At 67.6% G+C, this 13,398-nt stretch carries 14 protein-coding genes; 7 read left to right on the forward strand and 7 right to left on the reverse strand.

What is annotated here, in order from left to right; all coding sequences use genetic code 11:
• The first annotated feature begins 97 nt into the window (after nt 1-97).
• Complete coding sequence (locus KF892_17425) at nt 98-490, forward strand: tautomerase family protein (protein MBX3626804.1); 393 nt, start codon at nt 98-100, stop codon at nt 488-490.
• Nucleotides 491-497: 7 nt separating this feature from the next.
• Here KF892_17425 and KF892_17430 read toward each other — a convergent pair whose 3' ends face one another.
• Together KF892_17430 and KF892_17435 are read right to left on the reverse strand one after the other, a co-directional pair.
• Nucleotides 498-3,494 (reverse strand): L-glutamate gamma-semialdehyde dehydrogenase, encoded by a 2,997-nt coding sequence (locus KF892_17430; protein ID MBX3626805.1) that lies wholly within the window; start codon nt 3,492-3,494, stop codon nt 498-500.
• Between the two features lie 99 nt (nt 3,495-3,593).
• Nucleotides 3,594-4,280 carry a YggS family pyridoxal phosphate-dependent enzyme gene (locus KF892_17435; GenBank protein MBX3626806.1) on the reverse strand — a complete coding sequence of 229 codons (687 nt, stop codon included), beginning with the start codon at nt 4,278-4,280 and terminating at the stop codon, nt 3,594-3,596.
• A gap of 84 nt (nt 4,281-4,364) precedes the next feature.
• Between KF892_17435 and KF892_17440 the strand changes: the two genes are divergently transcribed.
• The 4 genes from KF892_17440 (at nt 4,365) to KF892_17455 (ending at nt 8,228) form a co-directional block, all read left to right on the forward strand.
• Complete coding sequence (locus KF892_17440; protein MBX3626807.1) at nt 4,365-5,408, forward strand: type IV pilus twitching motility protein PilT; 1,044 nt, start codon at nt 4,365-4,367, stop codon at nt 5,406-5,408.
• 90 nt (nt 5,409-5,498) lie between these two features.
• Nucleotides 5,499-6,095 carry a cyclic nucleotide-binding domain-containing protein gene (locus KF892_17445; GenBank protein MBX3626808.1) on the forward strand — a complete coding sequence of 199 codons (597 nt, stop codon included), beginning with the start codon at nt 5,499-5,501 and terminating at the stop codon, nt 6,093-6,095.
• 36 nt (nt 6,096-6,131) lie between these two features.
• Nucleotides 6,132-7,268 (forward strand): PilT/PilU family type 4a pilus ATPase, encoded by a 1,137-nt coding sequence (locus tag KF892_17450; protein ID MBX3626809.1) that lies wholly within the window; start codon nt 6,132-6,134, stop codon nt 7,266-7,268.
• A gap of 66 nt (nt 7,269-7,334) precedes the next feature.
• Nucleotides 7,335-8,228: an NAD(P)-dependent oxidoreductase gene (locus KF892_17455; GenBank protein MBX3626810.1), complete on the forward strand. Its 894-nt coding sequence runs from the start codon at nt 7,335-7,337 to the stop codon at nt 8,226-8,228.
• Between the two features lies 1 nt (nt 8,229).
• Here KF892_17455 and KF892_17460 read toward each other — a convergent pair whose 3' ends face one another.
• The 3 genes from KF892_17460 to KF892_17470 form a co-directional block, all read right to left on the reverse strand.
• Nucleotides 8,230-8,871, reverse strand: coding sequence for a BON domain-containing protein (locus tag KF892_17460; protein ID MBX3626811.1), 642 nt, complete (start codon nt 8,869-8,871; stop codon nt 8,230-8,232).
• Nucleotides 8,868-9,464 (reverse strand): phosphoheptose isomerase, encoded by a 597-nt coding sequence (locus tag KF892_17465; protein ID MBX3626812.1) that lies wholly within the window; start codon nt 9,462-9,464, stop codon nt 8,868-8,870. The genes KF892_17460 and KF892_17465 overlap by 4 nt, the downstream gene beginning before the upstream one ends.
• Nucleotides 9,465-9,525: 61 nt before the next feature.
• The gene (locus KF892_17470) at nt 9,526-9,906 is read right to left on the reverse strand and encodes a YraN family protein (protein MBX3626813.1); all 381 of its coding nucleotides are present in this window, start codon (nt 9,904-9,906) and stop codon (nt 9,526-9,528) included.
• Nucleotides 9,907-9,919: 13 nt separating this feature from the next.
• On the opposite strand from KF892_17470, the gene rsmI reads away from it, so the two are divergent.
• The gene (gene rsmI, locus KF892_17475) at nt 9,920-10,810 is read left to right on the forward strand and encodes a 16S rRNA (cytidine(1402)-2'-O)-methyltransferase (GenBank protein ID MBX3626814.1); all 891 of its coding nucleotides are present in this window, start codon (nt 9,920-9,922) and stop codon (nt 10,808-10,810) included.
• A gap of 19 nt (nt 10,811-10,829) precedes the next feature.
• On the opposite strand, the gene KF892_17480 is transcribed toward rsmI, so the two are convergent.
• Nucleotides 10,830-11,177 carry a hypothetical protein gene (locus KF892_17480; GenBank protein MBX3626815.1) on the reverse strand — a complete coding sequence of 116 codons (348 nt, stop codon included), beginning with the start codon at nt 11,175-11,177 and terminating at the stop codon, nt 10,830-10,832.
• A 167-nt stretch (nt 11,178-11,344) separates the two neighbouring features.
• Between KF892_17480 and tldD the strand changes: the two genes are divergently transcribed.
• Nucleotides 11,345-12,820 carry a metalloprotease TldD gene (gene tldD / locus KF892_17485; GenBank protein MBX3626816.1) on the forward strand — a complete coding sequence of 492 codons (1,476 nt, stop codon included), beginning with the start codon at nt 11,345-11,347 and terminating at the stop codon, nt 12,818-12,820.
• 47 nt (nt 12,821-12,867) lie between these two features.
• On the opposite strand, the gene KF892_17490 is transcribed toward tldD, so the two are convergent.
• Nucleotides 12,868-13,269 carry a hypothetical protein gene (locus tag KF892_17490; protein ID MBX3626817.1) on the reverse strand — a complete coding sequence of 134 codons (402 nt, stop codon included), beginning with the start codon at nt 13,267-13,269 and terminating at the stop codon, nt 12,868-12,870.
• Nucleotides 13,270-13,398: the final 129 nt, after the last annotated feature.

A 13,398-nucleotide genomic window follows, 5' to 3' on the forward strand; every position in this document is an offset into this window, starting at 1 on the left:
TGTTTTTCTGATGAATATCACGAATTCAAACTGCTTATCAGATGAATGCTCGGTGCCTAGAGTGACGCTGTCAAGTTCAACAACCCAGGAGCGACACATGCCTTACCTGCACATCCAGATCTCCGGCGCGCAAGACGACAACCTGGCCCACCGTGTGGCCGAGACCGGCACCGCACTCACGTCGACGCTGCTTGGCAAGAACCGCGAGCACACCGCGGTCGTCGTCGACTTCATCGCCCCTTCGCGCTGGTTCATCGCCGGCAAGCCCTTGGTCGGCGCGCCCAAGCGCAGCTACCACTGGATGGTGAGCATCACCGACGAGACCAACACCAAGCGCGAGAAGGCCGACTACCTGGCCGCGGTGCACCAGGCGATGGACGAGCTGCTCGGTGGCGCCGCCGAACATTCCTACGCCCACGTGGCCGACCTGCGGGGCAGCGCCTACGGCTTCGCCGGTCGCACGCAGGAGCACCGCTACCAGCACGGCTGAGCCGTGCTCAGTTGCGCAGGCCGGCGAGCAGCGCGGCGTTGCCGCCCGCTGCGGCGGTGTTGATCGTCAGCGTGCGCTCGACGCAGAAGCGGTAGAGGTAGTGCGGCCCGCCCGCCTTCGGGCCGGTGCCCGACAGGCCTTCGCCGCCGAAGGGCTGCACACCGACCACCGCGCCGATCATGTTGCGGTTGACGTAGACGTTGCCGATGTGCGCGGCGTCGGCGAGCTGGTGGGCACGGCCGTCGATGCGCGTCTGCAGGCCGAGCGTGAGGCCGTAGCCAAGGGCGTTGACCTCCGCGATCACGGCCTCGGGTGCGCCGCGCCAGCGCACCACGTGCAGCACCGGGCCGAAGATTTCCTCGTTGACGTCGGCGACGTGTCTCAACTCGAACGCGATCGGGGCGACGAGGCGGGGGACCGTGCTGCGCAACGGTGTCTCGCCGATCAGCATCGCCTCGCGGCGCAGGCGGGCGATGTGGCGCTGCAGGCCCTCGAAGGCCTCGTCGTCGATGACGGGGCCGACGTCGGTCTCGAGCCGGGCCGGGTCGCCGAGGCTCAGCTCGGCCATGGCGCCGCGCAGCATCTCGATCACGGTGTCGGCCACGCTCTCGTGCACGCACAGGAGGCGCAGCGCCGAGCAGCGCTGGCCGGCGGAGCGGAAGGCGCTCTGCACCACGGCGTCGACCACCTGCTCGGGCAGGGCGGTGCTGTCGACCACCATCGCGTTGATGCCGCCGGTCTCGGCGATCAGCGGCACGAGGGGGCCGTCTTTCGCGGCGAGCGTGCGGTTGATGGCCCGGGCGACGGCGGTGGAGCCGGTGAAGCACACGCCGGCCGTGCGCGCGTCGGCCACGAGGCCGGCCCCGATGGTCTCGCCCGCGCCGTGCAGCAGGGCGAGTGCGTCGCTCGGCACCCCGGCCTCGTGCAGCAGCGCGACCATGCGCTGCGCGATGGCGGGCGTCTGCTCGGCCGGTTTGGCGGCCACGCTGTTGCCGGCCACCAGTGCCGCGGCGACCTGGCCGGTGAAGATCGCGAGCGGGAAGTTCCACGGGCTGATGCAGACGAAGACGCCGCGGCCGTGCAGGCTCAGCTCGTTGCTTTCGCCGGTCGGGCCCGGCAGCGCTTGCGGGGCCAGCCGCTCTTCGGCCTGCTCGGCGTAGTAGCGGCAGAAGTCCACCGCCTCGCGCACTTCGGCGATTGCGTCGCCGAGCGTCTTGTGGGCCTCGCGCACGAGCAACCCGCAGAACTCGGGCAGTCGCGCGTCGAGCAGGTCGGCGGCGCGGCGCAGGGTGTTGGCGCGGGCCGAGAGGGGCGTGCGGGCCCAGTGGGCGTGGCCCTGCTGCAGGCGGGCCATCGTGGGCGCGATGTCGGCCACGTTCGCCAGGGCCACGGGCTGCAGATGGGTCGAGGCGATGGCGGCTTCGAAGGCCGCGCGCTCGTCGCGGTTCGTCGGGTCGGCGCCCGTCGAGTTGGCGCGCCGCGGGCCGTAGAGATCGGCCGGCAGCGGCAGGCCGGGGTGGGCCGATGGCACGAGCGGCGACGCCAGCAGCTCTTCGGGGTGCACCGCGTCGTCGGCCAGCTGGTGCACGAAGGAGGAGTTGGCGCCGTTCTCCAGCAGGCGGCGCACGAGGTAGGCAAGCAGGTCGCGGTGCTCGCCGACCGGCGCGTAGACGCGCACCGCGATCGACGGGTCCTTCATCACCTCGCGGTAGATGCCTTCGCCCATGCCGTGCAGGCGCTGCATCTCGAACGGCGCCTGGGCCTTGCGCGCCATCTGCAGGATGGCGGCGATGGTGCCGGCGTTGTGCGTGGCGAACTGCGGGTAGATCGCGTCGGCGTGTGCCAGCAGGGCTTGTGCGCAGGCGAGGTAGGAGATGTCGGTGTGGTGCTTGTGGGTGAAGACGGGGTAGCCGGGCAGCCCCAGCTCCTGCGCGCGCTTGACTTCGCCATCCCAATACGCGCCCTTCACCAGCCGCACCATGAAGTGCAGGCCGTGCCGGCGCGCGATGCGGGCGACTTCGTTCACCGTGTCAAGCGCGCGTGTCTGGTACGCCTGCACCGCGAGGCCGAAGCCGCGCCATTGCGGGTGGTGGGTGGCGATGCGTGCGGCGAGTGCATCCAGCACGTCGAGCGAGAGTTCGAGGTGCTCGCTTTCTTCGGCGTCGATGGTGAGGTTGAGGTTGGCCCGTGCGGCTCGCTCGACGAGCGGCCACACACGCGGCAGCAGTTCGGCGAAGACACGCTCGCGTTGCAGCTCTTCGTAGCGTGAGAAGAGCGCGCTGAGCTTGATGGAGATGCCGTCGGCGGTGGTCGGGTCGCCGGTGGCCCGCTTGGCGGCGATGGCGTCGAGTGCGTTCAGGTAGGCCGCGAGATAACGCTGCGCATCGGCTTCGGTGCGCGCGCCTTCGCCGAGCATGTCGTAGCTGAAACGCAGGCCGGGTTGCTGCTCGCGGGCCTGACCGGCCTCGTTCATCGCTTCGCCGATGGAGCGGCCGAGCACGAACTGGCGGCCGAGCAGCTGGATGGCGCGCACGGTGGCGGCCACCACGGTCTGCGCGCCCAGGCGCTTCATGAGGCTGGTGTCGCCGGGGCCGTCCGGCAGGAATTTCTTCGACAGCGTGATCGCACTCGCCGAGAGCGTGGCCAGCATCTTGTGCGGGCCATCGGCCTGCGAATCGAAGGCGGCGCGGCCGAGCTGGTCGGCGGTGAGCGCGATCGCGGTTTCGGTGTCGGGCACGCGCAGCAGCGCTTCGGCCAGCCGCATCAGCGCCAGGCCTTCGGCGCTGGAGATGGGGTACTCGCGCAGCAGCGATTCCATCGCCCAGAAGGGCGCCGGCTTGTCGCGCACCGCCTGCACCCAGGGGCGCGCGGTGGTGATGACACGGGGCCAGTCGAGCGAGGTGGCGAGCGTGGGCAGCAGGCCCGCCAGCAGCTCGGCCTCACGCCGGCACGGGGCCGGAAGACGGGGCCGGAAGGCGGGTGGGGGCGGAACGTCGGACGGCATGGTGGCGACATGGAGGATGAGAATGTCGCCAAGATACCCAGCTTGATGCCGGATATTTGCCTAAATGGTGCATGATCTGCCGGATGAAATCCGGCCGCGTCAGCGCCGCCCGAAGATCGCCGTGCCCACGCGGACCATCGTCGAGCCTTCGGCGATGGCGGCTTCGAGATCGCCGCTCATGCCCATCGAGAGGGTGTCGAGCGCCAGCCCTTCCTGCTGCAGGCGATGGAAGAGCTGGCGCAGCTGGCGGTGCGGCGCGGCCTGCTGTGCAGGGTCGTCGCTTGGCTCGGGAATCGACATCAGGCCACGCAGCCGCACGCGGGGCAATGCCGCCACGGCATGCGCGAGCGCGGGCAGCTCGTCGGGCGCGACACCGCTCTTGCTCGCCTCGCCGCTCACGTTGACCTGCAGGCACAGGTTGAGCGGTGGCTGGTCGGGCGCGCGTTGTTCGCTCAGGCGCTCGGCGATCTTCAGGCGGTCGACGCTGTGCACCCAGTCGAAGTACTTCGCGACCACACGCGTCTTGTTGCTTTGCAAGGGCCCGATCAGGTGCCACTCGATCTGCGCGCGCAGGTCGGCCAGCACCTCGATCTTTTCGATCGCTTCCTGCACGTAGTTCTCGCCGAAGCGGCGTTCGCCAGCCGCGGCGGCCTCGCGCACTTCATCGGCACCGAAAGTTTTGCTTACGGTTAGCAGCGTGACACTTTGCACGGGGCGTTGCGCAGCCGCACAGGCCCTGGCGATGCGCTCCCGCACTTGTTGTATGTTCGATGCAATCGTCGCCATAATCCCGCGAGCCTATCGCAGAGGCGCAGCCCCACGGCCTTGGCCGTCACCACAGCGGGGCTTCAACCCCCAAGTCGAAGACACATGGACATCACCCAACTGTTGGCGTTCTCGGTCAAGAACAAAGCGTCCGACTTGCACCTCTCTGCCGGCCTGCCCCCGATGATCCGTGTGCACGGCGACGTGCGCCGCATCAACGTCGACCCGCTCGAGCACAAGCAGGTGCACGAGATGGTCTACGACATCATGAACGACTCGCAGCGCAAGGCGTATGAAGAAACGCTGGAGTGCGACTTCTCGTTCGAGATCCAGGGCCTTGCGCGTTTCCGTGTCAATGCCTTCAACCAGAACCGCGGTGCCGGCGCCGTGTTCCGGACGATTCCGTCGAAGATCCTCACGCTCGAGCAGCTCAACACGCCCAAGGTGTTTGCCGAGCTGGCGCTCAAGCCGCGCGGCCTGGTGCTGGTGACGGGCCCCACCGGCTCGGGCAAGTCGACGACGCTCGCCGCGATGGTCAACCACCTGAACGAAAACGAATACGGCCACGTGCTCACGGTCGAAGACCCGATCGAGTTTGTGCACGAGTCGAAGAAGTGCCTGGTCAACCAGCGCGAGGTCGGCCCGCACACGCTGAGCTTCTCGAACGCGCTGCGCTCTGCGCTGCGCGAAGACCCCGACGCCATCCTCGTCGGCGAAATGCGCGACCTGGAAACCATCCGCCTCGCGCTGACCGCCGCCGAAACGGGCCACCTGGTGTTCGGCACGCTGCACACGAGCTCCGCTGCCAAGACCATCGACCGCGTGGTCGACGTGTTCCCGGCGGCGGAAAAGGAAATGGTGCGCGCGATGCTCTCCGAGTCGCTCGTGGCCGTGATCTCGCAGACGCTGTGCAAGCTGAAGGACGGCAGCGGCCGCGTCGCTGCGCACGAGATCATGCTGGGCACCGCCGCCATCCGAAACCTCATCCGCGAGAACAAGATCGCCCAGATGTACTCGTCGATCCAGACCGGCAACACGGTGGGCATGCAGACGCTGGACCAGAACCTGTCCGACCTCGTCCGCCGCAACATCATTGCGCCGGCCGAAGCGCGCAACAAGGCCAAGTTCCCCGAGAACTTCCCCGGCTGATCGACCTCGGCCCCCGTCTTCCCACGCGAGCGAGCCTTGAAGAAACTCCTGGATCGACTCAAGCGAGGCAATGGTGCTGCCGCCGCGCGCATGTCCGACGAAGGGCCGGCCACCGACGACGGCTACTTCTCCACCCAGTTCAACGACCGTGGTGACGACGTGCAGCTTGCCACCTGGGCCGAGCGCGCCAAGCAGGTGGGCGCGCAGCCGCTCGATCGCAAGCAGGCCGAACCGCTCTTTGCCAAGCTGTGGGGCGCCGACCGCTACGTGGCCGCGCTCAGCGCCGACGAGTTGATGCGCATGAGCCAGTACCTCCAGTTCGTGACCGTGCCGGTCAACCAGGAGGTGATCGGGCAGGACGAGCAGGGCGACTACATGCTGATCGTGCTCGAGGGCACGCTGGCGGTCGACCGCGTGCAACCCTGGGGCGGGCGTGCCCGCTTGGCGGAAGCGCGTGCCGGTGACATGCTTGGAGAGATGTCTCTGCTCGACGCCGGCACCCGCTTTTCCGCCTGCACCACGCTCACGCCGTGCACGCTGGCGGTGGTCGACGCGCAGCGTTTGGATGAGATGATCATGTTCGAGCCGCGGCTCGGCCTGGCCTTGCTGGCCTCGCTGTCGCGGCGCCTGTCGCTGCGCCTGCGGCAGGTGAGTGCGCGCCTGAGTGCTCTGTTGTCGAGCAACTGACCGCAAGCTGTAAAGAGAGCGCTGAAGGAAGGCACCATGGAAAGAGACCAGGCATCGAAATTCGTCAACGACCTGCTGCGGCTGATGATCTCCCGCAACGGCTCCGACCTCTTCCTCACGGCCGACTTCCCGCCGGCGATCAAGGTCGACGGCAAGATCACCAAGGTCTCGCCGCAGCCGCTGACGAGCCAGCACACGCTGGCCCTCACCCGCTCGGTGATGAACGACAAGCAGGCCGCCGAGTTCGAGAAGACGAAGGAGTGCAACTTCGCGATCTCGCCGCAGGGCATCGGCCGCTTCCGCGTCAACGCCTTCGTGCAGCAGGGCCATGTGGGCCTGGTGCTGCGGACGATCCCGCAGACGCTGCCCACCATCGACAGCCTGAACCTGCCGCAGGTGCTGAAAGACGTGACCATGACCAAGCGTGGCCTGGTCATCTTCGTGGGGGCCACCGGCTCGGGCAAGAGCACCTCGCTCGCGGCCATGATCGACTACCGCAACGAGAACTCCTACGGCCACATCATCACGATCGAAGACCCGGTGGAGTTCGTGCACCCGCACAAGAACTGCATCGTGACGCAGCGCGAGGTGGGTCTCGACACGGAAGACTGGTTCTCGGCGCTGAAGAACACGCTGCGTCAGGCGCCCGACGTCATCCTGATGGGTGAAATCCGCGACCGCGAGACCATGGAGCACGCGGTGGCCTTCGCCGAAACCGGCCACCTGTGCATGGCCACGCTGCACGCCAACAGCGCCAACCAGGCGCTCGACCGCATCATCAACTTCTTCCCCGAAGAGCGGCGCGCGCAGTTGCTGATGGACTTGTCGCTCAACCTGAAGGGCCTGATCTCGCAGCGCCTGTTGCCGCGGCAGGAAGGGCGGGGCCGCATCGCCGCGGTGGAGATCCTGCTCAACACGCCGCTGATCAGCGACCTGATCTTCAAGGGCGAGGTGGCCGAGATCAAGGAAATCATGAAGAAGAGCCGCGAGCTCGGCATGCAGACCTTCGACCAGGCGCTCTTCGACCTCTACGAGAACCACCTCGTGACCTACGAAGACGCGCTGCGCAACGCCGACTCGGTGAACGACCTGCGCCTGCAGATCAAGCTGCACAGCAACCGGGCGCGCTCGCAAGACCTCTCCGCCGGCACCGAACACTTGACCATTGTTTGATCTTGCTTCTCTCATCCAACGGCCTCGATACTTCGAGGCCGTTGTCGTTTCAGAAGGACCAGAACCATGAGCACACGCAGCTACGACCCCATCAAGCCCCACAAGGTGGCCTTCCTTGGCTTGGGCGTGATGGGCTATCCGATGGCCGGGCACCTGAAGCGTGCCGGCCACGACGTGGTGGTCTACAACCGCACGGCGGCGAAAGCTTCGCAGTGGGTGGGCGAGTACGGTGGTGCGAGCGATGCCACGCCAGAAGCTGCGGCCAAGGGTGCGGACATCGTGTTCGCCTGTGTGGGCAACGACGACGACCTGCGCGCTGTGACCATCGGTGAGCGCGGTGCCTTCGACGGCATGAAGGAAGGCGCGATCTTCGTCGACCACACCACCGCGTCGGCCGAGGTGGCGCGCGAGCTGAGCGCCGAAGCTAAATCGCGCGGGCTGCAGTTCATCGACGCGCCCGTGTCGGGCGGCAACCTCGGTGCCATCAACGGAGCGCTCACCGTCATGTGCGGTGGCGATGCGCAGGCGTTTGCCACCATCCAGCCGGTGGCGATGGCCTTCTCGAAGGCGGTCACGCTGCTGGGCGAGAGTGGCTCAGGTCAGCTCGCCAAGATGGTCAACCAGATCTGCATCGCCGGCCTCGTGCAGGGCCTGGCGGAGGCGATTGCCTTCGGCCAGAAAGCCGGCCTCGACATGAAGGCCGTGCTCGGCGTGATCGGCAAGGGCGCCGCGCAGAGCTGGCAGATGGACAACCGCGGCCCGACGATGATCGACGGCAAGTTCGACTTCGGCTTCGCCGTCGATTGGATGCGCAAGGACCTGGGCCTGGTGCTGGAGGAAGCCAAACGCAACGGCGCCCGACTTCCGGTCACGGCACTCGTCGATCAGTTCTACGCCGACGTGCAGGCGCAAGGCGGCCAGCGCTGGGACACGTCGAGCCTGATCAAGCGCCTGACCTGAATTACCTTGCTGCCGCCGACTTCGGTACGGCTTTGGGGTCGATCTCCGCCAGCTCGGCCTCCGAAACGATCTCGAGCACCTTCACCACCTTCTGCACGCCGCTGATGCTGCGGGTGAGGTCGGCGGCGCGCTCGGCTTCGCGTTCGGTCACGCGGCCCATCAGGTAGACGACACCGCGTTCGGTGATCACCTTGAAGGCGTTGGAGCTGACGTCGCCGGCGTCCACCAGCGTGGCCTTGACCTTGCTCGTGACGAGTGCGTCGTTGGAGCGCTGGCTCAGGGAGCTGGCGAACATCGGCGCCAGCTCGTTGACCACCGACTTCACGTTGTCGATGCGCGAAAGCGCCTGCTCGATGTTCGTGCGGTCGGCCTCGGTGGGCACTTCGCCCGTCAGCAGCAGCAGGCGGTTGTAGCTCGTCGCGTTGACGTGGCCTTTGTCACCCAGCAGGTCGCGGATGCGGCTGTTGGCCTTGAACTCGATGGCCTGGTCGTCGAGCTGCGTACCCGAGCTGCGGCGGTCGGTGGCCAGCAGCGAGCCGCCGACGACGGCTCCGCCCACCAGCAGCGCGGCGCAGCCCGACAGGGCGGTGGTGGCGGCCAGCAGGCTGACGATGAGGGTGGTCCGGATGGGCTGACGGGTCATGTGTTTTCCTGTTCTCCGAGCAATTGCAGGTCTACCGCATCGCACAGGCAATGCAGCGCGAGGATGTGCACTTCCTGGACGCGCGCAGTGCGGTCGTGCGGCACGCAGATGTGGACATCGGTTTCGGTCAACAGCTCGTTCATCTTGCCGCCGCCGCGGCCGGTGAGTGCCACCACCGTCATCTCTTTCGCATGCGCCGCTTCCACCGCGGCCAGCACGTTGGCCGAGTTGCCGCTGGTGGTGATGGCGAGCAGCACGTCGCCGGGGGCGCCGAGCGCCTGCACCTGCTTGGAGAAGATGTCGATGAAGCTGTAGTCGTTGCCGACGGCGGTGAGGATGGAGCTGTCGGTGGTGAGCGCGATGGCCGCGAGGCCGGGGCGTTCACGCTCGAAGCGGCCGATGAACTCGGCCGCGAAATGCTGGGCGTCGCTCGCCGAGCCGCCGTTGCCGCAGGCGAGCACCTTGCCGCCTGCGGTGATGCAGCCGACGACCGCGTTGACCGCATCGGCGATCGGGCGAGACAGGATCTCGGCCGCCGCGTACTTGAGGTCGGCGCTGTCGAAGAATTGCTGTTGGATGCGTTGTTCCAGCATGGTCACCGATGATATGACACGGGTTTTGCACGCCCGGTTCCAAATGGTGTGTGGCGTGCGATCACTCGGCGAAGAACGCGCCGCGCAGCCATTCCAGGGCGTCGCCGTCGAGGGCCACCACATCGAAGCGGCAGGGCGGTGGGGTGGCACGCCGCTGCAGGTAATGCTGCGCGGCGTAGATGACACGCCGTTGTTTGCCGTGGGTCACGCTGGCCGCCGCCCCGCCGTGGCTTCGGCTCTGCCGGGCCCGCACTTCGACGAACACCAGCGTGCCGTCGCGGTCGAGCATGATGAGGTCGACCTCGCCGCCGCGCGCCCGTGGGCCGGCGGCCACTCGATAATTGCGCTCAACCAGCCGGAGCCCTTGCCGCAACAGGTGTTGCAATGCGCGCTCTTCGGCGTCGTCCCCCACCCCTTTCCTGCTCTTCTCCACCGTGGCCATCGCTCCCTCTCTGATGCTGCAGGCGGCCCAGGCCGCCGCTGGCGCGCAGCAGTATCCCGCAGGGGCGCTGTACGTCGTGGCCACGCCGATCGGCAACCTGGCTGACATGAGCCTGCGGGCGATCCACGTGCTCTCGCTCGTCGATGCGGTGGCCTGCGAAGACACGCGCCACAGCGCGGCCTTGTTGCGCCACCTCGGCATCGACAAGCCGCTGCTCGCCGTGCACGAGCACAACGAGCGTGAAGCGGCCGGTGAGGTGCTCGTGCGGCTCGAGCGTGGCGAGCGTGTGGCCTATGTGAGCGATGCCGGCACGCCGGCTGTGAGCGACCCCGGGGCGGCTTTGGTCGCCGCGGTGAGCGCGGCGGGCCGGCGTTCCATTCCCTTGCCCGGCGCCAGCAGCGCGCTCGCGGCGGTGTGCGTGGCGGGCGACGTGGTGGGGCAAGGCTTCGTCTTCGTCGGCTTCCTGCCGGCCAAGGGCGGCGAGCGCGCGCAGGCCTTGGAAGCCGTGGCCGAGCGGGCAGAGACGCAGGTGCTGTTCGAGGCGCCGCATCGCATTGAGGGCTTGTTGCACGGCCTGGCGGCGCAGTGCCCCGAGCGACGTGTCACGGTGTGCCGCGAGCTCACGAAGCAGTTCGAAGCGGTCGACACCCGGCTGGCCGCCCAACTGCCGGCCTGGCTGGCGGAAGACGCGAACCGCTCACGCGGTGAATTCGTGCTGGTGCTGCACGCACGCGCGCCGAGCGATGAAAGCGCCGACGAGGCCGCGCACGACAAAACCCTGCGTGTGCTGATGGCCGAGCTGCCGCTCAAGCAGGCCGTGGCCCTGGCGGCCGAGTTGACCGGCGCGCCGCGCAACGCGCTCTACGCGCGTGCGCTGGCGCTGAAGGCACAGGCGAACGGTTGAGGCCGCCTGCGCCCGCGCATCACGGCTTGGCCGTTTGCGCGTCGTGCTTCTGCTTGGCGATGTTGGCGCTGGCGCGGTCTTGCTTGCGCTCGATGCGCGCACGTTCGGCCTTCGTCACCTTGCCGTCGGCCTTGGCGTTCGCTTCTGCGGCGTTGATGCGTGCCTGCTGCTTCTCGAGGCGGTAGGTTTCCTTCGCGTTCAGCTGGCCGGAAGCCACGCCGTTCTGGATGCGGGTGTCCTGCTTCGCTTCGCGGGCATCGGCACGCGGGGTGGCAGGCGCCGAAGCGGCTTGGGCGAACGCGCCGAGGCTGGTGAATGCGAGGGTGGCGAGGGTGGTGGCCAGGGCCACGGACTTGAACTTCATCATGGTCAGACTCCTGAAGGGTTGTCGAAGGTTGTTGTGCTGCACAGGCACACAACGACACCACCGCAGGCGCGGCAGACAAACCGCTCGGTAAAGAACTGTGAAACAACGAGGAAGAGACAGGGTCTTTGCCCAACGCTGCGGCGAGGGGCGACTCCTACAATGACTTCATGATCTCGCGCGAACCCACCCTGGAGCGCCTGGCCACGGCCAGGTCCTTGTTGCTGGAACCCTTCGGGCTCACCGACGCCACGCTGTCGAAGGCGCTCGCGACGATCGCCCGGCACCGCATCGACGACGCCGACCTCTACTTCCAGTACACGCGCAGCGAAGGCTGGAGCCTGGAAGAGGGCATCGTCAAATCCGGCAGCTTCGGCATCGACCAGGGTGTGGGCGTGCGCGCGGTGGCAGGCGAGAAGACCGCCTTTGCCTACTCCGATGACATCTCCGAAGCCGCGCTGCTCGACGCCGCCCAGACCGTGCGCACCATCGCCGCGGCCGGCCAGAGCAAGACGGTCAAGATCACCGGCCACCACCGCATTGCCGAGAGCCGCAAGCTCTATGCGCCGATGGACCCGATCGCCACCCTCGACAGCACGCAGAAGGTGGCGCTGCTGGAGAAGGTGGAAAAGCTCGCCCGTGCCAAGGACCCGCGCATCAAGCAGGTGATGGCTGGCGTGGCCGCCGAATACGACGTGGTGCTGGTCGCCCGTGCCGATGGCACGCTCGCCGCCGACGTGCGCCCGCTGGTGCGCCTGTCGGTCACGGTGATTGCCGAGCAGACCATCGACGGCAAGGTGCGCCGCGAGGTTGGCAGCGGTGGCGGTGGCGGGCGTTTCGGCCTCGGCTACTTCCACGACAGCATCATCGAGAGTTATGTGAACGACGCCGTCAAGGCCGCGCTCACCAACCTCGAAGCCCGCCCGGCCAAGGCCGGCGAGATGAGCGTCGTGCTCGGGCCCGGCTGGCCTGGCGTGCTATTGCACGAGGCGGTGGGCCACGGGCTGGAGGGCGACTTCAACCGCAAAGGCTCGAGCGCCTTCAGCGGCCGCATCGGCCAACGGGTGGCGGCCAAGGGCGTGACGGTGCTCGACGACGGCACCATCCCCGACCGCCGCGGCTCGCTCAACGTCGACGACGAAGGCAACCCGAGCCAGCGCAACGTGCTGATCGAAGACGGCATCCTGAAGGGCTACATCCAGGACTCGATGAACGCCCGCCTGATGGGCGTGGCCCCCACGGGCAATGGCCGGCGAGAGAGCTACGCCGCCGTCCCGATGCCACGCATGACCAACACCTACATGCTGGGTGGCGACAAGACCAAGGAAGAAATCATTGCCGGCCTGAAGCGTGGCCTCTATGCCACCAACTTCGGCGGCGGGCAGGTCGACATCACGAGCGGCAAGTTCGTGTTCTCGGCGTCTGAGGCCTTCTGGGTCGAGAACGGCAAGATCCAGTACCCGGTGAAGGGCGCGACCATCATCGGCAATGGCCCCGACGCCCTCACGCGCGTCAGCGCCATCGGCAACGACATGAAGCTCGACACCGGCGTCGGCGTCTGCGGGAAAGAAGGGCAGAGCGTGCCGGTCGGCGTCGGTCAGCCGACGCTGCGCATCGACCGGTTGACGGTGGGTGGGACCGAGTAAGGCTCGGTCCTCGTCGATCCGCGAGTGAGCGCTCGGCCCCTGGGCGCTCAGCGACCGCCGGCCACCACGATCGGGGCGGGGCGCGCGGCGGGCAGGTTGACGGCGAATTCCGCGTGGTCGACCACCAGGCCGTCGGCCGCGGCCAGCTGGGCAGCCACTGATTCCTGCAGCTGGGCGCTGATCAGGCCATCGGCCTCGACCAGCTGGGCCACGGCGTATTCAGCGGCGGCGATGCGCATGTCGTTGGTGATCAGGCCATCGGCCTGGGCCGTGAGGGCGATGTCGCGCTGGTCGAGCCACTGCTGCAACTGCATCGCAACCTGTGCATCGGTGGTAGCGGCTTCCCGGGCAGCGCTCAGCTGCGCGTCTTCGCCGGCGACGCTGGCGGAGGCGATGGTGAGCGAGGCCAGGGCCAGGCTGAAACGGCGGAAGAAGGCGGTGCGGGTCATGTCGGTTCCCTCGTATGGGTTCAAGCTGTTGTGGGCCGGCAGGTGCACCGCGGGCGGTGCGCCATCAGGTGAAACCATGCTATGGACCCCCTGGTTCACGGGATAGGAACTAGCGCACGGTTGACAATT

Origin of the sequence: Rhizobacter sp. (assembly GCA_019635355.1) — a bacterium.
Taxonomy (GTDB): Bacteria; Pseudomonadota; Gammaproteobacteria; order Burkholderiales; family Burkholderiaceae_C; genus Rhizobacter.

Excerpts from the sequence above, each read along its gene's own strand:
- KF892_17460 (MBX3626811.1), bottom strand. The coding sequence starts at position 8,871 with ATGACCCGTCAGCCCATCCGGACCACCCTCATCGTCAGCCTGCTGGCC.
- KF892_17440 (MBX3626807.1), top strand. The coding sequence starts at position 4,365 with ATGGACATCACCCAACTGTTGGCGTTCTCGGTCAAGAACAAAGCGTCC.
- KF892_17455 (MBX3626810.1), top strand. The coding sequence starts at position 7,335 with ATGAGCACACGCAGCTACGACCCCATCAAGCCCCACAAGGTGGCCTTC.
- tldD (MBX3626816.1), top strand. The coding sequence starts at position 11,345 with ATGATCTCGCGCGAACCCACCCTGGAGCGCCTGGCCACGGCCAGGTCC.
- KF892_17465 (MBX3626812.1), bottom strand. The coding sequence starts at position 9,464 with ATGCTGGAACAACGCATCCAACAGCAATTCTTCGACAGCGCCGACCTC.
- KF892_17480 (MBX3626815.1), bottom strand. The coding sequence starts at position 11,177 with ATGATGAAGTTCAAGTCCGTGGCCCTGGCCACCACCCTCGCCACCCTC.
- KF892_17430 (MBX3626805.1), bottom strand. The coding sequence starts at position 3,494 with ATGCCGTCCGACGTTCCGCCCCCACCCGCCTTCCGGCCCCGTCTTCCG.
- KF892_17450 (MBX3626809.1), top strand. The coding sequence starts at position 6,132 with ATGGAAAGAGACCAGGCATCGAAATTCGTCAACGACCTGCTGCGGCTG.
- KF892_17425 (MBX3626804.1), top strand. The coding sequence starts at position 98 with ATGCCTTACCTGCACATCCAGATCTCCGGCGCGCAAGACGACAACCTG.
- KF892_17435 (MBX3626806.1), bottom strand. The coding sequence starts at position 4,280 with ATGGCGACGATTGCATCGAACATACAACAAGTGCGGGAGCGCATCGCC.
- KF892_17470 (MBX3626813.1), bottom strand. The coding sequence starts at position 9,906 with ATGGCCACGGTGGAGAAGAGCAGGAAAGGGGTGGGGGACGACGCCGAA.
- KF892_17490 (MBX3626817.1), bottom strand. The coding sequence starts at position 13,269 with ATGACCCGCACCGCCTTCTTCCGCCGTTTCAGCCTGGCCCTGGCCTCG.
- KF892_17445 (MBX3626808.1), top strand. The coding sequence starts at position 5,499 with ATGTCCGACGAAGGGCCGGCCACCGACGACGGCTACTTCTCCACCCAG.
- rsmI (MBX3626814.1), top strand. The coding sequence starts at position 9,920 with ATGCTGCAGGCGGCCCAGGCCGCCGCTGGCGCGCAGCAGTATCCCGCA.